17 protein-coding genes are annotated in these 17,348 nt (G+C 65.7%); 10 read left to right on the forward strand and 7 right to left on the reverse strand.

Annotation, left to right across the window (positions count from 1 at the left end; genetic code table 11):
- Positions 1-159: 159 nt before the first annotated feature.
- The 3 genes from LK12_RS09820 to LK12_RS09830 form a co-directional block, all read right to left on the reverse strand.
- Positions 160-1,176 carry an acyl-CoA dehydrogenase family protein gene (locus LK12_RS09820; protein WP_039282924.1) on the reverse strand — a complete coding sequence of 339 codons (1,017 nt, stop codon included), beginning with the start codon at positions 1,174-1,176 and terminating at the stop codon, positions 160-162.
- A gap of 1 nt (position 1,177) precedes the next feature.
- A complete protein-coding gene (locus tag LK12_RS09825) occupies positions 1,178-2,371 on the reverse strand; it encodes an acyl-CoA dehydrogenase family protein (RefSeq protein WP_197063507.1) in 1,194 nt (397 codons plus the stop codon).
- Between the two features lie 71 nt (positions 2,372-2,442).
- The gene (locus LK12_RS09830; protein WP_039282930.1) at positions 2,443-2,757 is read right to left on the reverse strand and encodes a Rieske (2Fe-2S) protein; all 315 of its coding nucleotides are present in this window, start codon (positions 2,755-2,757) and stop codon (positions 2,443-2,445) included.
- A 219-nt stretch (positions 2,758-2,976) separates the two neighbouring features.
- Between LK12_RS09830 and LK12_RS09835 the strand changes: the two genes are divergently transcribed.
- From LK12_RS09835 to LK12_RS09850, 4 genes are all read left to right on the forward strand, one after another.
- Positions 2,977-4,695: an FAD-dependent oxidoreductase gene (locus LK12_RS09835; RefSeq protein ID WP_039282938.1), complete on the forward strand. Its 1,719-nt coding sequence runs from the start codon at positions 2,977-2,979 to the stop codon at positions 4,693-4,695.
- Between the two features lie 69 nt (positions 4,696-4,764).
- The gene (locus LK12_RS09840; protein WP_039282939.1) at positions 4,765-5,538 is read left to right on the forward strand and encodes an SDR family NAD(P)-dependent oxidoreductase; all 774 of its coding nucleotides are present in this window, start codon (positions 4,765-4,767) and stop codon (positions 5,536-5,538) included.
- 120 nt (positions 5,539-5,658) lie between these two features.
- Positions 5,659-6,804 carry an acyl-CoA dehydrogenase family protein gene (locus LK12_RS09845; RefSeq protein ID WP_039282940.1) on the forward strand — a complete coding sequence of 382 codons (1,146 nt, stop codon included), beginning with the start codon at positions 5,659-5,661 and terminating at the stop codon, positions 6,802-6,804.
- Positions 6,804-7,721 carry an acyl-CoA dehydrogenase family protein gene (locus LK12_RS09850; RefSeq protein ID WP_039282941.1) on the forward strand — a complete coding sequence of 306 codons (918 nt, stop codon included), beginning with the start codon at positions 6,804-6,806 and terminating at the stop codon, positions 7,719-7,721. The genes LK12_RS09845 and LK12_RS09850 overlap by 1 nt, the downstream gene beginning before the upstream one ends.
- A gap of 135 nt (positions 7,722-7,856) precedes the next feature.
- On the opposite strand, the gene LK12_RS09855 is transcribed toward LK12_RS09850, so the two are convergent.
- Both LK12_RS09855 and LK12_RS09860 read right to left on the reverse strand, forming a co-directional pair.
- On the reverse strand, positions 7,857-8,645 hold the full coding sequence (locus LK12_RS09855) for an SDR family NAD(P)-dependent oxidoreductase (RefSeq protein ID WP_039285081.1): 789 nt from the start codon (positions 8,643-8,645) through the stop codon (positions 7,857-7,859).
- 5 nt (positions 8,646-8,650) lie between these two features.
- Entirely contained in the window at positions 8,651-9,829 is a 1,179-nt protein-coding gene (locus tag LK12_RS09860) for a DUF1214 domain-containing protein (protein WP_039282942.1), read from the reverse strand.
- A gap of 98 nt (positions 9,830-9,927) precedes the next feature.
- On the opposite strand from LK12_RS09860, the gene LK12_RS09865 reads away from it, so the two are divergent.
- The 6 genes from LK12_RS09865 to LK12_RS09890 all read left to right on the forward strand — a co-directional run bounded on the left by LK12_RS09865 (position 9,928) and on the right by LK12_RS09890 (position 15,595).
- Positions 9,928-10,731 carry an SDR family NAD(P)-dependent oxidoreductase gene (locus tag LK12_RS09865; protein WP_039282945.1) on the forward strand — a complete coding sequence of 268 codons (804 nt, stop codon included), beginning with the start codon at positions 9,928-9,930 and terminating at the stop codon, positions 10,729-10,731.
- 122 nt (positions 10,732-10,853) lie between these two features.
- Entirely contained in the window at positions 10,854-11,723 is an 870-nt protein-coding gene (locus LK12_RS09870) for an FAD binding domain-containing protein (protein WP_039282947.1), read from the forward strand.
- Entirely contained in the window at positions 11,720-12,220 is a 501-nt protein-coding gene (locus LK12_RS09875) for a (2Fe-2S)-binding protein (protein WP_039282957.1), read from the forward strand. The genes LK12_RS09870 and LK12_RS09875 overlap by 4 nt, the downstream gene beginning before the upstream one ends.
- A complete protein-coding gene (locus LK12_RS09880; protein ID WP_039282961.1) occupies positions 12,217-14,502 on the forward strand; it encodes a xanthine dehydrogenase family protein molybdopterin-binding subunit in 2,286 nt (761 codons plus the stop codon). Before LK12_RS09875 ends, LK12_RS09880 begins: the two co-directional genes overlap by 4 nt.
- A 6-nt stretch (positions 14,503-14,508) precedes the next feature.
- Positions 14,509-14,748 carry a hypothetical protein gene (locus tag LK12_RS09885; RefSeq protein WP_231568313.1) on the forward strand — a complete coding sequence of 80 codons (240 nt, stop codon included), beginning with the start codon at positions 14,509-14,511 and terminating at the stop codon, positions 14,746-14,748.
- A 4-nt stretch (positions 14,749-14,752) separates the two neighbouring features.
- On the forward strand, positions 14,753-15,595 hold the full coding sequence (locus LK12_RS09890; protein WP_039282963.1) for a TauD/TfdA dioxygenase family protein: 843 nt from the start codon (positions 14,753-14,755) through the stop codon (positions 15,593-15,595).
- A gap of 40 nt (positions 15,596-15,635) precedes the next feature.
- Here LK12_RS09890 and LK12_RS09895 read toward each other — a convergent pair whose 3' ends face one another.
- Complete coding sequence (locus tag LK12_RS09895; protein ID WP_039282967.1) at positions 15,636-16,709, reverse strand: ABC transporter substrate-binding protein; 1,074 nt, start codon at positions 16,707-16,709, stop codon at positions 15,636-15,638.
- A gap of 102 nt (positions 16,710-16,811) precedes the next feature.
- The gene (locus LK12_RS09900) at positions 16,812-17,339 is read right to left on the reverse strand and encodes a nuclear transport factor 2 family protein (RefSeq protein WP_039282969.1); all 528 of its coding nucleotides are present in this window, start codon (positions 17,337-17,339) and stop codon (positions 16,812-16,814) included.
- Between the last annotated feature and the right edge of the window lie 9 nt (positions 17,340-17,348).

Raw genomic sequence — 17,348 nt, forward strand, 5'->3', positions numbered from 1 at the left:
GCCTTTTCGTTGCACCGCTCTGATTTCCGGGATTGGCGTCGGTCGGCAACGCCATTGCCGCTGCCGTCCCCGTCAAGGGAAGGGCGCTAAGACGTCGCAGCCGGCAACCGGCGCGAGACCAGGAGATACGGCATTAGCGGTGCGCTGCGCCCCGGCCGGTCAGCGCATGGCGGCCAGCGCCTCGCGGCCCATGCGTTCCTTCCACAGGTCCGGTTCGCCGGCGAAATGCGGGTTCAGCATCGCGCGCTTCATGAACAGGTGGCTCTGGTGCTCTTCGGTAAGGCCGATGCCCCCGTGAAGCTGGATCATCTCTTCCGTGACGTACTGGTAGGTCTCACCGGCGAGGGTCTTCATGGAGCCGAACTCGATGATGTCCACGTCTTCGTCGTGCACGTAGCTCCACATCAGTGCTTCGGCGACGACGATGCGGGTCTTCATGTCGGCCGCACGGTGCTTGAGCGCCTGGAACATCGCGATCGGCCGGTCGAACTGCTTGCGCATGGTCATGTATTCGACCGTCATTTCGAGGGCGGCAGCGGCACCGCCAAGGCAGTCGGCCGCGATGGCGAGATGCGCCTCGGGCGCGAGGGCATCGTGCAGGCCAGGTGCGGATTTGACCTCTGCCAGGTCGAGAGCGGGATCGGGACGATAGCCGTCCAGCACGAGATCGAACATGCGACGGCTCGGATCCCAGACCGGCCTTTCGTTCAGGCTGACGCCTTCAGCGTCGAGGGGAACGATCGCATAGCCGTGCGGCAGGCTGGCGACCACGGCGCCTGCCATGTCTGCTTCCAGAACGCCGGAGATCGTCCCGCTGAGCGCGCCGTCGTCACCGGGCGTAAGCCGGGCTGCCCGCATGTGCAGCGGCACGTACTCGCCGCCGCAGATGCGCTCTATCCAGTCGGCCCGGTCTGCAAGCGTCTTGCTCAGCACGATCGCCTGCAGGCCGAGTTGCGCCGGGATCAGCGGCGCGCGCGAGAGGACCCGGCCCATCTCGTAGTGAATTGCGGTCGAGGCTTCCCGGCCAAGGCCGAGGCCGCCGTCTTCCTCGGGCACGCGAATCATCAGCCAGCCCATCTCGGCCATCAGTTCCCAGCTCGCATCGCGGTCGGGCGAGAGCTTGTCGGCCGGAAAGGCTTTCTGCGCGGCGGAAGTGAGTTCGTTCAGCTCGATCATGTTAAACCACCCAGCTCTTCGGTTCGCGCGGCATTTCGAGCATGCGCTCGGCGATGATGTTGCGCTGCACTTCCTCGCTGCCGCCGGCAATGGTCCACGCGTAGGAGTTCATGAAGTCGGCCATCCAGTTGCCGGTGTTGAGATCGCCGAAGGTGATCGGCGCGACATACTGCTCGGCCATTCCGCCCAGGCGGAGGCCCAGCTTGGAATAGGCCCGCAGCGCGCGACTGTAGGCGTTCTTGACGATCGAGGCGTCGCCGATCCGCTCGACCCCCTTGATGCGGTTGTCGAGGAACCGGTCGGCAATCGCACAAACGGCATCGACTTCGGTGACGAGTGTACCGAAATCGCGCAGGACGCCGCGGTCTTCCTCGTGTCCGTGGGTGCGGATCAGCTCGGCCACGCGGCCCAGTGCACCGCGCATGCGGTAGCCGAGTTCCATCAGCGTCAGACCGCGCTCGCTGGCGAGCGTCGCCTGCGCCACGGCCCAGCCCTTGCCTTCCTCGCCCACGCGTTGTTCGACGGGAATCTCGACATTGTCGAGGAAGATCTCGGAGAATTCCTCGTCGCCCTGGATCTGGTGGATTGGACTGACCGAGACGCCGGGCGTCTTCATGTCCATCAGCAGGTAGGTGATGCCGGCCTGCTTCGCACCTTCCGAGGAGGTGCGCACCAGCAGCAGGCACATGTCGGCGAACTGGGCCATGGTCGACCAGACCTTCTGGCCGTTGACGACATAGACTTCCTTGCCGTCGCGGACTTCGCGCACCGCCTTGCACTTGAGCGCGGCAAGGTCGGAGCCGGCCCCGGGTTCGGAGAAGCCCTGGCACCAGGTCTCGCCCTCGAGAATGCGGGGCATGTACTTCGCCTTCTGCTCTTCGCTGGCACATTCGTGCAACGTCGCGAAGGCATGGTAGGTCGAGACGAAGGAGAGCAGCAGGCGCGGGCAATCGGCCTTGGCCAGTTCCTCGTAGATCACTTTCTGTTCGGCCAGGGAACGGCCGCCGCCGGGATATTCCTTCGGCCAGTGCGGGATCGCGTAGCCGGCTTTCACCAGCTTGGCGAACCAGTCGCGCTGGGTCTTGACGAAGTCTTCCTGGGTGCGGCTGGCATCGCGCCAGCCGTGCGGTTTTTCGGCTTCGAGAAAGCTGCGCACTTCGCCGCGCAGCGCTTCGAGATCAGCGTTTTCCGTCATGCCCTCTCCATGCACAGCGGCCCCATTCGCGTCCAGACGAGCGGCTACGCGCCCGCGATATCGCTAATTGCTCAGACCGCGACTTCGATCGTATCGCCTTCGACCCGCAATTCGTATGTTTCGATCGGCAGGGTCGCAGGCGGGTTCATAGGGTTGCCGGTTTCCAGATCGAAACGCGCCCCGTGAACCGGGCACGAAATCCATCCCGCGCGCACGCGACCGCATTCCAGCGTTTCATAGGCGTGGCTGCACAGGTTGCGCACGGCAAAGAGCTTGTCCTTGCTGTTCACCAGGATCACGCTGGTCCCGTTGACGTCCACTACCTTCTTGCCGCCGGGGGGGACCTCGTCCACTTTCGCCACGGCGACGAATGTCTTTTCACTCATGTTCGGTCTTCGACTTTCTGCATTTCTCGACTGTCGCCTGAAGCAGGCAATACGTTTCGGCCCTGCGGCCCGCACCCTCATGGCGCAAGGCCGCCGCGCGCGCCAGAGCACGGCCAAGCAATTTGCAGTACCCCGGCGGTCATTTCTAGGGCAAGCCGTGGACGCGATAAGGCACACCGATGGCCCGTACAGTCAACGGATGGCCAAAGGGAGATAAGGGTGACAGTCGGCGAAACTTTCGATGTCGTGGTCGTGGGATCGGGTGCGGCAGGCGCCATGGCGGCACTGCGCGCGGCGGAACACGGCATGAAGGTGCTGATCGTCGAGAAGGCGCACAAGTTCGGTGGCACCTCGGCGACATCGGGCGGGGTCATGTGGATCCCGAACCACCAGCTGGATGGCGACAAGGGTGACAGCCGCGAATCCGCGCTGGAATATCTCGACGCGACCATCGGTGTGCCGGTGAACCGCGAAAGGCTCGAAGCTTTCGTGGATGAAGCGCCCAAGATGCTGGATTATCTGAAATCCACCGGGGTTCAGGTGATGGCGGCGGCGTGGCCGGACTACTATCCCGATCGCGCCGGGGCCCGCGCCGACCGCTCGGTGATCGTACCTACGTTCGACGGACGTCAGCTCGGCGATGACCGCTATGCGCTGATGCGCGAGCAGTACAACCGCTTCAAGCTGTTCGGCCGATACGCGATGGACCTCACCGAGACCTTCGCGCTGATGATGCAGTCGAAGGGCTGGCGCACGGTCGCGGCCAAGGTGATCGGCCGCTACTGGAAGGATCGCAGCACGCGGAAGATATCGCACCGCGACCGCCGCTTCACGCAGGGCGCGGCTTTGATGGGTGCGACCTACGAGCAGGTTTTCAAGCGCGGCGTCGAACTGCGCATGGAAACGAAGCTGGAGCGGTTGCTGGTCGACGATGGCGGCCGCGTAATCGGGGTCGAGGTTTCGAACTTCGGCCGCAAGTATCAGGTCCCGGCGCGTCACGGTGTGGTTCTGGCGGCCGGTGGCTTCGAGTGGAACCAGGAGCTGCGCGACCGTTTCTACCCGGTCCCCGGCCTCACGCGTCATTCCTCTACGCCCGAGGATGCCAACCGTGGCGAGGCGCTGATCGAGGCGGAAAAGGTCGGCGCGTCGACCGAGCATACCGAGCAGGGCTGGTGGATGCCGACGATGACGCTGCCGATGCCCAAGGCGTCGAACTTCCACGAAATCCACCAGGCGGCCTTCGACGTGGGCCGTCCGTGGAGCGTTGTGGTCAACCGCAAGGGCGTACGCTTCGTCGACGAGGCCTGCGGCTACGACCAGTTCGGTCAGGCCATGGTGCGCGACCATATGGAAACCGGTGCCAACATGCCGTGCTGGCTGATCTTCGATTCGAAGTTCCGCAAGAAGTTCAGCGCCGGCGGCCTGATGCCCACAGTTCATACACCGGAGAAGAAAGTCCCGGCAGACTGGTGGGATCATTACGTTTTCCGCGCGGATACGATCGAGGAGCTGTGCCGAAAGACCCACTTGCCGGTGGATACAGTGAAGCAGACCGTCGCCAAGATGAACGAATATGCCAAGACCGGTGTCGATCCCGAATTCGGGCGCGGCATGAACCCCTACGACCAGATGTTCGGCGATCCCAGCTCTACGCCCAACCCGAACCTCGGCCCCATCGACAAGGCGCCGTTCTACGCGGTGCCGATCAACAACGGCGATCTCGGTACCAAGGGCGGCCTGCGCTGCGATGCGCGGGCGCGTGTACTGGACCAGCAGGGCAACCCGATCGCCGGGCTCTACGCCGCGGGCAACAATTCGGGCACGCCTTTCGGCGACACCTACCCGGGTGCCGGCGCGACCATCGGCCCGGCCATGACCTTCGGCTACGTGGCCGCCAACGACATCGCCGAGCGCGCGGGCAACCAGCGCGCCGATTGAGCGCGGCAGCCCGAACAGACATTCCCTCGTCCGCATGGATGACGGCCAAGAGATCAGGAGTACGGAAGAATGCAAGGCAAGGTAGCCATCGTCACGGGCGCTGCTGGCGGCATCGGTGAGGCCTGCGTGCGGGCGCTCGTCGCGAAGGGCGTCAAGGTGCTCGGCACCGGACGCAGTGCCGACAAGCTGCAGGCCCTCAAGGAGGAACTCGGCGGCTCGGTCGAGTTCGACTTCGTGGCCGTCGATGTCACCGCGGACGATGCGCCCGAGAAGATCGTGAATGGTGCGATCGAGAAGTTCGGCCGTCTCGACATTCTCGTCAACAATGCCGGTTCGTTCAATTTCGGGCCTGTCGATCAGACCACCGACGAGATGCTCGACGAAGTGCTCGACATCTCGCTGCGCGCGCCATTCCGGTTGTGCCGCGAAGCGCTCAAGCACATGGGTGAGGGCGCCTCGATCCAGTTCATCGGCTCGACCTGGGGCATCTACGGCACGCCCGGCGGCGGAGCCTACAGCACGGTCAAGGCCGGGCAGATTGGCCTCATGCAGACCATGGCCGCCGAATACGGCCGCCGGGGCATCCGCACCAATTACGTCGCGCCTTCCGTCGTGCGCACGGGCATGACCGATGCCTTCTGGGATCTCGACTTCTTCCGCCGCACCAATCACGAACTGACCCCGATCGAGCGCGACTGCACGGCCGAGGACATCGGCAACATGGTGGCCTTCCTCGCCTCGGACGAAGCCGGCTTCGTCAACGGCCAGACCATCGCGGTCGACGGCGGCATCTCGACGACGCGGTTTGTGGCGCCAGAGGCGGTCGCGGCGGTGCGGCAGTAGCGACCCCGGCCCGGATCGCACAGGCGATTGCGCAGGCACGCGGTGTTGTCGCGCCTGCGCTCTTGCGCCTAACGGTCCTGCCAAGGACCCGCGAGGGACGAAAACCAGGATGCTGCGCCGATGCAATTCGAATGGACCGAGGAACAGGACGCTTTCCGGCACAAGATCCGGGACTTCCTCCACGCCAATCTGCCCGACGACTGGGAGAAGTTCTCCGAACACGGCCCGGCTTCCCCGGCGCTGACGGCCTTCGCCCGCGAATTTTGCGTAAAGCTGGCCGATGCCGGCATTCTCTTCCCGCACTGGCCGGTAGAGATGGGCGGCGAAGGACTGGGGCCCTGGGAGCAGCAGATCCTCGCCGAGGAAATGTGGATCGCCGGCGAACCGCGCGGCGGCCAGTACATGAACGTCAACTGGATCGGCCCGACGCTCGAGAAATACGGCACGGACGAACAGAAGAAGCGCTATCTCGAGCCGATCACCAAGGGCCAGTCGTTGTGGTGCCAGGGCTTTTCCGAGCCCGATGCCGGGTCCGACCTTGCCGCGCTGCGCACCCGCGCCGAACTGAAGGACGGCAACTACGTCATCAATGGCCAGAAGATCTGGACCAGTTATGCCGGGCTGGCCGACACCTGCTTCCTGCTCACCCGCACCAGCGACGACCGCAAGCGCGGGATCACCATCATCCTCGTGCCGATGGACACGCCGGGCATCACTGTGCGCCAGATCCCCTCGCTGATCGGTGAGGGCGACATCCACGAAGTGTTCTTCGACGACGTCACCGTGCCCGAAAGCGCGCGTTTCGGCGATGAAGGGCAGGCCTGGGAAATCATCGGCTATTCGCTGCGCAACGAACGCCTCGGCATTCCGCGCTTCACGCTGGCGCGCGCGGCGCTCGACCGGGCGGTGCAGATGCTCAAGGACGCCGGCGACTTCGACAGCGAATACGTGAAGATCGAGGCGGCGCGTTGCGCGGCCCTGTGCGAGGCGGCGGGCACGGCGAATTACGCCGTCGTTCAGCGCCGCGTCGACGGTCTGGCAATCGGGGCCGAGTCCAGCTCGGCGCGCTATGCCACGGTCATGGCCGAGCGCGCGGTCTGCGAATTCGTGATCGAGTTCCTGCCCGAAGGCCTCGCCGGCGCATCGCCCTATCTCAAGATGCACCACCAGCGCGGCATCGTCGCCGGTGTCGCCGCCGGTTCCGCCGAGATCCAACTCAACATCATCGCCAGCGAAGTACTGGAACTGCCCAGGGAGCCGCGCTGATGCAGCTTTCGCTCAACGAAGACCAGACGCAGGTCCTCGACTTCATCGACAGCCTCGCCAAGCCCTACGCCACCGTGCCGATGCACGACGTCTCGCTCGCACTCGAAAGCGCGGAGCTGGACGAGGCGCTGGTCGAAAACGGCTTCCTCGACGTCATGGCGGTCGAGGAACTCGGTCCGGTCATGGCCGCGCTCGTGATCGAGAAGCTGGCCCGCCTGCCGTTCGCGGTGGAAGCGGCGGCCTCGGCGATGGTGCGTCCACTGATCGATCCCGAACTGCCGCGCCCGCTGTGCCTGATGGAAGAGGGCAAGGCCCGCAAGCCGCTGCGCTTCCTGCGGCCAGGCGCGACCGTGGTGGTCGTCGGCCCCTCGGGCGTGAAGAGCTTCACCGCGACCGAGAACATGATTGCGCCGGCCCAGGAAGACACGCTCTACGGCTATCCCGTCGCGTTCCTGACTTCGCAGCCCGACAGCATGACGTCACATGACGTCGATGCCGCCGAGATCCTGCGCGCCTGGCGCGTGGCGATGGCCGCCGAAGCCGCCGGGTTGCTGGGCGCAGCGCTGGCGAGCACGGTGACCTACGTGTCCGAACGCAAGCAGTTTGGGCGTCCGCTTGCGACGTTCCAGGGCATGCGTCACCGCCTTGCCGAGGACCAGGTGCTGACTAACACCGCCTACTGGATGGCCATGCGCGCGGCGGGCACGGGCTCGCAGGCGGATGCCGCGATGGCGCTGCATCACGCGCAGGAAGCGGCAAAGCGCGTGTGCTACGACTACCACCAGTTCCTTGGCGGCATGGGCATGACGCTGGAGCACCCGCTTCACCTGTGGACCTACCGCCTCAAGCTGCTCACGGCCGAACTCGGCGGGCGCGGCGCGCAGGGTCTGGCCGCAGCCGAGGCGCTCTGGGGCTGAGGCCCTCCGCCCACACACGACCGTCGTCCCCGCGAAGGCGGGGTCCCCGCTTTCTTCTCTGACGGCAGGGGCGTCGCAAGAAGCGGGATCCCCGCCTGCGCGGGGATGACGATTAAGGGGAACGCGTCGGCCCCCTCAATCCACGTCGATCATGCCTTTCGCTCCCGGGCCACCGCTTACCGCCAGTGTCTCGCCGGTGATGTAGCTCGCGGCATCGCTGGCGAGGAACGCCACCGCCTGTGCCACTTCCTCCGGCTTGCCGGGACGACGCAGCGCGAAAGCGGTCTTGGCGGCGCCAAGGGCGTCGAAGCCGGTCTTGGCCCAGCCTTTCTGCGCCAGTTCGGTCGCGGTCATGCCCGGTGCCACGGCGTTTACGCGCACGTTCGAGCCGCCCCATTCGGTCGCGGCAACCCTGGTGAACATCTGCAGGCCCGCCTTGGCCGCCGAATAGGCGCCGCAGCCCGGCGTGCCGGTGATTCCCGCCTGCGAGGAGATGTTGACGATGGCGCCGTGCCCGCTCTTCTTGAGGTGCGGGATTGCCGCGTGCGAGCAGTAGAACGCGGCATTGAGGTTCAGCTGCACGTCCTTGTCCCACATCGCCGGGGGCATCTTGGAGAAGCCGGAAAAGCTCGACTTGCCGGCGTTGTTGATGAGGATGTCGAGGTGCCCGAAGTGCTCGACGGTCTTGTCGACGAGCGCCTGCACTTGCTCGGGGTCGGTCGCATCGGTGGGCACGCACAGCACGTCGCGTCCCGTCTCGGCGCGCAGTTCCTCGGCGGTGGCCTCGAGCGCTTCCGCCTTGCGCGCAGCGAGCACCAGATCGGCGCCGCGCTGGGCCAGCAGCCGGGCGATTTCCTTGCCGATGCCCGTGCCGCCGCCAGTCACGATGGCCACGCGGCCGCCGAGATCGAATCCTTCCAACATCGTGCTCACCATCTCCGCCGGCGCTGGCAGCCCCGGACCCTCTCCTGAAGTTCGGCCGCGCGCTCCTGCGGCGATACCGTCGGGGTGTCGGGCGGGAGGTGGTTGCGCAACTCTGCGAATTTGACGCGTTTGAGCGTCGGCGTCGGGCACGAATCGCAATCGTACCAGCGCCCGTAGATCGTGCCCTGCTGGAAGCCTGCGGGATCGAGCCAGTTCGGCACGCCGGGGTCCTCGAGCGAGATGACGGCGCGGAACTTGCCGTCGCTGGACACCTTCGCGAAGTGGCCGTTGGTGCTGCTCAGCCGGTAAACGTATTCGACCGCGTTGTAGTAAGGATCGTTGAGCTGGAAGTTCCAGTACGGCCGCACTTCGGGCAATTCCGTCTCGATGATCAGCGCTTCGTCGGCCTCGAATTCGAAGACGGCGGGAATGTAGATCTGGCGCGAGAGGGCACCGCCGATGGGGGCAGGCTTGAACACGTTGATCCCGGCTTCGTCCCGCACCTGGTTCTGCATCCAGTAGAAAAGCTTGGTGGCTTTCCCAGGCATTGCCGCCATATGCTTGATTCGCTGTAGAATTTCTTCAACCGATAGCCGCGGTTTGGGCGGTACCGGATCGAGGTTTTCGATCGACAGGACCGGGTCTACCTCTCCAGCCCAGTCGTAGGAGCGCTTGCGCACCATCAGGACGGTCGCGCCGGGCTTGATCTGCAGCCAGTTTCCGGTGTGCCCATCCGGCTTTTCGGCGCTCAGAAGGATCTCGAAGGTCCCGTCCGGCGCGATCTGCAGATGCCGGTCGTCGAGATCGGCGTACTGCTCGCCGGTCATGTCGACATCGCCCGGATAGCCGGCGTTGTTCATCTGCGTGTTGAAAGTGATCATCTTCACCGTGCCGCGCGTGCCGGAGACGCGGTAGCGATAGGCCGGGCTTATCGGAGACTGCAGGTAGATGTCGTCCGGATTGGGCTGCAGCGTATAGACCGGGTTCCACAACGGCGACCAGTCCGGGTGCTCGGGCGTGGCGTGGAAGAACGCGAAATAGCCGTACGACATCTGCATCATGATCTGCCGGTAAACGTCGGCGCGATATTGCGGGTCGTCGGGCCGCCAGGTGTTGGCAATTCCGGCGACCGCCTCTTCAAGATCCTGCAGATAGTCGAACAACGGGCCTGGTTGTGTGGTCATCGTCCTGGTGATCCTCTCCCTTGGGCCCCTGTTCGGGACTCGCCTCAGCTAGATGGTATATACTATCTAGCGGGGCTGCAAAGTGGAGTGGAACACGCATGAGCGATACCGATCTTCTCGATCTTGGCGGGCAGGTCGCCGTAGTTACCGGCGGCGGCCAGAATGCGGGCCGCGCGATCGCGCTCGAACTGGCGCGCCACAACGCGGGCGGCATTGCCGTCAACGACTTCGTGGCCGAACGCGCGGAGGCCGTGGCCGAGGAAATTCGCGCCATGGGCGTGCCGGCGCTCGCCGTGCCTTTCGATGTCTGCGATCTCGACGCGGCGAAGGCGGCAGATGCGGCGATCAAGGACAAGCTCGGCGCGGCGACGATCCTCGTCAACAATGCCGGCATGGCCGGACCGGGTGGCTCGCTGCGGCCCAAGCTGAATTTCTGGGAGGAGGAGCCGGAAGCCTGGCAGCGCTACCTCGGCACCAATCTCTACGGCGTCTACAACTGCAGCTACGCCTTCATCCCCAACATGGTCGAGGCGAAGCGGGGCCGCATCGTGACGGTCGTTTCCGATTCCGGGCGCATCGGCGAGCCCAAGCTGGCCGTCTATGCTTCGGCCAAGGCGGGCGCGCAGGGCTTCATGCGTTCGATCGCCAAGGAGCTCGGCCGCTACAACGTGACCGCCAACTGCGTGTCGCTTTCCGCGCTCATGCCCGACATGCCCGAAGAGCAGTTGGCCGAGATCATGGCCAGCGACCAGACCAAGGCGATGATGTCGCGCTACACGATCCGCCGCTTCGGCAAATCGACCGACGTGGCCGCGCTCGTCACTTTCCTGTGCTCGGGCGCTTCGGATTGGATCACCGGCCAGACCTATCCGCTCAACGGTGGTTACGCGCCCTCGATGTAGAGCGGGATGGACCGCGGACCATGGGGACCGGCCGTTACAAAAATCGGCTGGTCCCGGTTGACTAAACGCATCCCGATACCGATCATCTCCGGTGAGGAACCGCCCGGTTCCGGGGAGAAATCATGCCATCAACCGCATTTCACGCACCCGACTCTGTCGAAGACGTCGTAGCCCTGCTTGCTGCCGATCCCACGGCGCGACCGCTGGGAGGCGGCACCGATCTCATCGTTCAGATGCGGTCCGGCCGGCTCGCTCCCGGCAGCGTCGTCGATTTCAAGCGCATCGCCGGCATGACAGGCGTGCGGCGCGAGGGTGACGGCTTCGTCATTGGGGCGGCCACGCCGTGCACGGCGCTCAAGGCCGATGCCGCGCTGGCGGCTGCCTGGCCGGGCGTGGTCGAGGCGGCGAACCTGATCGGCTCGGTGCAGGTTCGCAATCGCGCGACGATGGCGGGCAACCTGTGCAATGCCTCGCCGGCGGCGGACAGCGTCCCGGCACTGATCGCGGCGGGCGCCACCTGCGTTGTCGCCGGTCCATCGGGCAAGCGCGAAGTGCCGGTTCAGGAAATTCCGGTGGCGCCCGGCAAGACCTCCCTGGCTCCCGGTGAATTCGTCGTCGAGATCCGCCTTCCCGCCAGGCCTGAAGGCGGAGGCGACGCCTACCTGCGTTCCACGCCGCGTACCGAGATGGACATCGCCGTCGTCGGCGCGGGCGTCAGCCTCGTGCTCGACGCGGACGGAACCTGCACCTCGGCGCGCGTCGCGCTCGGCGCGGTCGGGCCGACGGTGGTGCTGGTCGAGGAGGCCGGCAAGGCGCTTGTCGGCACCAAGCTCGACGACGACGCGCTCGCCGCCATGTCCCGGGCCGTCCAGGCCGCCAGCAATCCCATAGACGACAAGCGCGGCAGCGTTTCCTATCGCAAGGCCATGGCCGGCGTTCTCGCCCGCCGTGCTGCCCTGATCGCCGCCACGCGGGCCGGAGCCAAGGCATGAGCAAGATACACGTTTCCACGACACTCAACGGCGATGCTGCGGAGTTCCTCTGCGATCCCTCGGCCTCGCTGCTCGATGCCCTGCGCGACGAACTGGGGCTGACCGGTTCGAAGGAAGGCTGCGGCTCGGGCGACTGCGGGGCCTGCACCGTGGTTCTCGATGGCGAGATGGTCTGCTCGTGCCTCGTCTTCGCGGCGGAGGCCGAAGGCGGCACGATCCAGACCATCGAAGGCGTTGCGGAAAGCGCAGTGCTGCATCCGGTCCAGCAGAAGTTCCTCGAACATGGCGCGCTCCAGTGCGGGTTCTGCACGCCTGGCTTCATCGTCGCGGCCAAGGCGCTGCTCGACCGCAACCCCGACCCGACCGAAACCGAAGTCCGCTACTGGCTGGCGGGCAACCTGTGTCGTTGCACCGGCTACGACAAGATCGTGCGCGCCGTCATGGATGCCGCTGCCGAGCTGCGCCAGGACCGCCCGAGTGAAAGGACGCCCGCATGAACGCGCCGGAAACCATGAAGCAGTTCCGTCCAAAGGAATTTAGGCACGTCGGCACCCGGCCCGTCCGACCCGACGGCGTCGACAAGGTCACCGGCCGGGCGCTCTATGGCCCCGACTTCAAGGCGCCGGGCATGCTATGGGGCGCGATCGTACGCAGCCCGCATCCGCATGCGCGGATCGTCTCGATCGATACGAAAAAGGCCGAAAGCCTGCCCGGCGTGAAGGCGGTGGCGACGGGCAAGGATTTCCCGACGCTGCAGTCGCTGGTCATGCATGTGGGCGAGGGCGCCTCGGACATCGTTCACGTGGCTCGCAACTGCCTCGCGCTCGACAAGGTTCTCTACGAGGGCCACGCGGTGGCCGCCGTGGCCGCGACCACGCCCGAGATCGCCCGCGAGGCGGCGGGCCTGATCGCGGTGGAGTACGAGGAACTGCCCTTCGTGCTCGGTCTGGAGGAAGCGCTCGCGGAAGGCGCGCCGCTGCTCCACGACGACGTGTTCACCAAGGGTGTCGATCCCAAGCCGGACAAGCCCTCGAACGCCTCGATGCGTGTCGAGATGGGCGGCGGCGACGTGGAAGGCGCGCTTGCCGGCGCGGCGGTGACCGTCACCGGGCGCTACACCATGGAGCCGGTGCACCAGGGCTATATCGAGCCGCACGCCTGCGTTGCCTCGTGGGGCGGGGACGGACAGGCGCAGATATGGTGTTCGAGCCAGGGCCATTTCGCGGTGCGTTCGCTTACCGCCTCGGTGCTCGCCCTGCCGCAGGCCGACATTCGCGTGATGCCGCTGGAGATCGGCGGCGGCTTTGGCGGCAAGACGACGATCTACCTCGAACCCGTCGCGATGATCCTCTCGAAGAAGTCGGGCCGTCCGGTGCGTCTCGCCATGACGCGCGAGGAAGTCTTCCGGGCGACCGGACCGGCGCCGGGCGCCGTGATCGACGTGCGCATCGGCGCGGATGCCGACGGCACGCTCGTCGCTGCCGATGTCGAGTTCAAGTATCACTCCGGCGCCTATCCGGCGGTCGATGCCGGGGCGGGCGTGGCGAGCGCCATCGGGCACTACAAGATCGCCAATACCCGCGTGGTCGGCACCGAAGTCCTGTGCAATCGTCCTGCCGCCAAGGCCTATCGCGCGCCCGGTGCGCCGCAGGTGAACTTCGCGGTGGAAAGCGCCGTCGATGAACTGGCCGGCAAGTTGGGTATCGACCCGCTCGAACTGCGCCTCAAGAACGCCGCAGTCGAAGGTGATCCGCAGACCTCCGGCGTCCCCTGGGGCCGGATCGGCTGGGTAGAATGCCTCGAGGCTGCGAAAGCCCATCCGCACTGGTCGGCGCCGCTAGGTCCGAACCAGGGCAGGGGCCTCGCGGGTGGATACTGGGGCAACTACGGCGGTCCCTCGACCGTGGTGGTCAGCCTGACCGAGGATGGCACCTTTACCGTTACGACCGGCAGCCCCGACATCGGCGGTTCGCGCGCTGCGATGGCGATCATGGCGGCCGAGACGCTGGGCGTGCCCTACGAGCAGGTGCGCTGCGTAATCGCGGATACCTCCTCCATCGGCTTTTCGATGGTCACCGGCGGGAGCCGCACGACATTCGCCACCGGTAAGGCCGTGGTCGAGGCCGCGCGGGAAGTGAAGCAGGTGCTGTGCTCGCGGGCGGCCAAGATGTGGAACGTGGCAGAGGATGCCGTGGAATGGCAGGACGGCGAGATGGTCTGCACGGCGGGCGAGAAGGAAGGTACGCGCATTACCGTGGCCCAGATCGCGCCGCGCGTCGCGTTCATGAGCGGGCCGGTGTCCTGCGTTGCGGGCATCAATGCCGCGGGCTGGCTGCCGGGCTTCGGCCTGCACATCTGCGATACCGAGGTCGATACCGAAACCGGCCACGTGAAGATCGTGCGCTATACCGCGATCCAGGATGTCGGCACCGCGATTCACCCCGATTATGTCGAAGGGCAGATCCAGGGTGGCGCCGTGCAGGGCATCGGCTGGGCGCTCAACGAGACCTACATTTACGGCGAGAACGGCAAGCTCGATAATCCGGGCTTCCTCGACTACCGCATGCCGGTGGCCTCGGACCTGCCGATGATCGATGCGGTCGTGGTGGAAGTGCCCAATCCCGATCACCCCTACGGTGTGAAGGGCGTGGGCGAAGTGCCAATCGTCCCGCCGCTCGCGGCCGTCGCCAACGCGATCCATGCCGCGACGGGAAAGCGGCTGAACAGCCTGCCGATGTCACCGGACCGGGTCTACGCGGCGCTGCATCCCGAAGGGTGACGGGCCGTGCGGATCGTCGTGATGCCGCCGTTCGACAAGGAGTTCTTCGCTACCGACCGGCTGGACCTCGCGCCGCATAACCTGTTCGATCTGGTCGACAGGCTCGATGGGTTGGCGCCCGGCTTCGCCGCGATTGCCCAGCCGCGGGTGCATTTCGCCGTCGATGGCGTGCTGGAGGCTGACTGGTCGCGCGATCTGGCGACGGCAAGTGAAGTGATCGTGCTGCCGCGCGTCGGGGGAGGATGAAACCGTGGCCGTGACATTGCCCTTCCGCCATCTCGAACCGTTCGGCGTCGAGATCGATTTCGACCTTTCGCAGCCACTCGGGCCATCGCTGGCGTACCACTTCCGCGAACTCTGGCGCGAGCATGGCCTCGTGCTGGTGCGCGGCCAGAGGCTGACGATGGAGCGCCAGCGCGAGCTTTGCGCATTGCTGGGACCGATTCTCGTGCGCGAAGGCGAGGGCGAGACGATGACCAACGCAGGCGGCGGGCCGAGCGCCTCACCGCTCGCCTGGCATTCCGATGCGGCCTATACCGATCATCCCTTCGACGCGATTGCGCTGCATGCGCTCGACGTGGTGGACGATGCCTCGTCCACGCGCTTCGTCAGGGCCGAGGTGGCACTGCCTGCCAATCTGCGGGAGGCGCTGGAGGGGCGCGAGCAGGAAATGATCTCGCCGCACTACACCCAGCTTGCCGGGCGAACGTGCGATCAGCGCGAGCCGGACGCGATGAAGCGCGGGGTGCGGCCGACAGTGCTCGAAAATCCTCACAACGGCCGGGAGTGCCTCTGGGTCAGCGAACTTCAGACTGCGCGAGTGCTGGACATGGCGTGGGAAGAGAGCAGGGATCTGCTCCATGCCGTCTTCGACCGGCTCTACGCCCCCGAGCGCGTATTCGAACACAAGTGGCGCACCGGAGACGTGATCTTCTGGGACAACATCGCCCTGCAGCACGCGCGCGGCAATCTCGAAAGCGTCGGAACGCGCGTGTTGCAGCGGGTGATCGTCGGCGTCGAGGGGGTGGCGCCGCATGTGGCGAGTCAGGTGGAACCGTCATCCCAGCGAAGGCTGGGATCGGTCTCGACGTAGCGCTCGGCTGCCAGCGTTCCCAGCCTTCGCTGGGATGAGGTCAATGCGGGGAAGCCACTTCCGCGGACTGACCGCCCAGCCACTGCCGGACCACCAGATAGCGGCCCTTCAAGGCGCCGCGATCCTGAATGCCGAAGCCGAGCAAGGTACCTTCCTCGCCCTCGGCAGCCGGTAGCCATTTGACTTGCTCCAGGCCGACGCGGACGCCTTCACGGCTGAAGTCCTTGGCGTGGGCCAGTCCCTCGGCGACGAGGCGGCCGATGTCGTGTCCCTTGGCAATCGCCAGCGCGCGCTGGGGCGGGGCGCCCAGTTCCTTCATCAGCGCCTGCAAGGTGCGGTTCGAATCCGAATGCATGTCGATATAGAACCAGCCGTCGCAGGCCTTGGCGAAGTCTCCGTGGTATCCGCGTAGGCCAGCGGTGTTCATGATCTTCGGGCCGTCCCACTGCCTATCGGCAAGCGCCGCGGCCACGGGGTCGGCCGAGAGGCCGAGACCGAGGTAGACGAAGCCGTCGGGCTTTTCTGCCAGCACCTTGGCGACTTGCTCCTGCGCTTCATCCGCCATGGGCGACACGCCTTCGGCGGCGACGACGTCGATGCCGAGGATTTTCGCCTCGTCCTTGAGGTACTTCAGGTGGCGCGTGCCGATCGGCGAGATATCGTAGACCACGCCGAGCCGGCGGGCGCCGAGCGATGCCATGTGCCGCGCCATGACCAGCGATTCGTCCTCGTGGCTGCCCACCTGATGGTGGAACATGTAGCGGCTGCGCGCGCGCTCGGCCCCGGCCCAGTTGATCGTGGGAATGCGCAGTTCCTCGGCCAGCGGCGTGGCGATCAGCGCATTGTCGCCGATGGCAGGGCCGACGATCAGGCTCACGTCCGCATCGGAAAGCTGGCGAAAGGCCCGTTCCACGGCTTCGGCAGTCCCGGAGGGCAAGCCCAGTCCGTAGGCATGGACGAATTCGACCGGAGCGGTTAGCCGCCCGGACTTGCGCAGCGCGCCGATCTCGCGTTCGAGCCAGTCGGTAATGTCGCCCGGGCCGGGGGCGCCGTCGTCCAGATCCGACAGGTCGGCCATGTCGTTGAGCACGCCGACCTTCACGCTTGCAGTCATAGGGCCTCCCGGCTCGGTTGCTTAGGCTTGTCGGCTAGCAATGAGCCAGCAGGCAAAAGGCTGCATGACAGTGTTGCGAATTCTGCGCGGCCGGAGGGGGAATTAGGCGCGCGCGCCGCGCTGGAACAGGCGCTGGGTGCAGACCGAATAGCTCGGATCCTTGTCGCCCTGGCCCAGCGTGCCACCGCCGTCGAAGGGACGACGCACCTTGAAGTCATAGGTCACGACGCGCTTGGAAAAGCGCCACTTGCCGTCGGCGCAGCGGCGGTAATTGTCGATGTAGCGCACCGCCATGAAGTCCTCTTCCTGCCCGCCTTCGCGTGTGGGGATGAGGTGGTAGGCGAGGGCATAGACTTCGCCGCTGGCCTCGTCGCCGTCCACCGCGATCAGGTGATTGCAGATGTGGTGGCCGGAATAGGGCATGTAGGGAAACGAGCCGGCTATGAACTTGCAGTAGTCCTCCGCCGAACCGTCGAAGCTGTCTCCGTGGGTATCGGTGGCATCCTCGGTGTAGAGGTCCTTGAGCAGGTCGATGTCCTGCCGGTCGATCGCGCGCGAATAGAGCAGGACGAGCTCCCGGATCGCGTCCTTGTCGATGACCTGCTGCAGCGCCTTTTCGTCGATGGCCATGCAATCCTC

It is taken from the genome of Novosphingobium malaysiense (assembly GCF_000802225.1).
Classification (GTDB): domain Bacteria; phylum Pseudomonadota; class Alphaproteobacteria; order Sphingomonadales; family Sphingomonadaceae; genus Novosphingobium; species Novosphingobium malaysiense.

Coding starts and splice junctions, on each gene's coding strand:
- LK12_RS09895 (WP_039282967.1), bottom strand. CDS start 16,709: ATGACTGCAAGCGTGAAGGTCGGCGTGCTCAACGACATGGCCGACCTG.
- LK12_RS09875 (WP_039282957.1), top strand. CDS start 11,720: ATGAGCAAGATACACGTTTCCACGACACTCAACGGCGATGCTGCGGAG.
- LK12_RS09840 (WP_039282939.1), top strand. CDS start 4,765: ATGCAAGGCAAGGTAGCCATCGTCACGGGCGCTGCTGGCGGCATCGGT.
- LK12_RS09865 (WP_039282945.1), top strand. CDS start 9,928: ATGAGCGATACCGATCTTCTCGATCTTGGCGGGCAGGTCGCCGTAGTT.
- LK12_RS09900 (WP_039282969.1), bottom strand. CDS start 17,339: ATGGCCATCGACGAAAAGGCGCTGCAGCAGGTCATCGACAAGGACGCG.
- LK12_RS09845 (WP_039282940.1), top strand. CDS start 5,659: ATGCAATTCGAATGGACCGAGGAACAGGACGCTTTCCGGCACAAGATC.
- LK12_RS09860 (WP_039282942.1), bottom strand. CDS start 9,829: ATGACCACACAACCAGGCCCGTTGTTCGACTATCTGCAGGATCTTGAA.
- LK12_RS09855 (WP_039285081.1), bottom strand. CDS start 8,645: ATGTTGGAAGGATTCGATCTCGGCGGCCGCGTGGCCATCGTGACTGGC.
- LK12_RS09820 (WP_039282924.1), bottom strand. CDS start 1,176: ATGATCGAGCTGAACGAACTCACTTCCGCCGCGCAGAAAGCCTTTCCG.
- LK12_RS09825 (WP_197063507.1), bottom strand. CDS start 2,371: ATGACGGAAAACGCTGATCTCGAAGCGCTGCGCGGCGAAGTGCGCAGC.
- LK12_RS09870 (WP_039282947.1), top strand. CDS start 10,854: ATGCCATCAACCGCATTTCACGCACCCGACTCTGTCGAAGACGTCGTA.
- LK12_RS09850 (WP_039282941.1), top strand. CDS start 6,804: ATGCAGCTTTCGCTCAACGAAGACCAGACGCAGGTCCTCGACTTCATC.
- LK12_RS09830 (WP_039282930.1), bottom strand. CDS start 2,757: ATGAGTGAAAAGACATTCGTCGCCGTGGCGAAAGTGGACGAGGTCCCC.
- LK12_RS09880 (WP_039282961.1), top strand. CDS start 12,217: ATGAACGCGCCGGAAACCATGAAGCAGTTCCGTCCAAAGGAATTTAGG.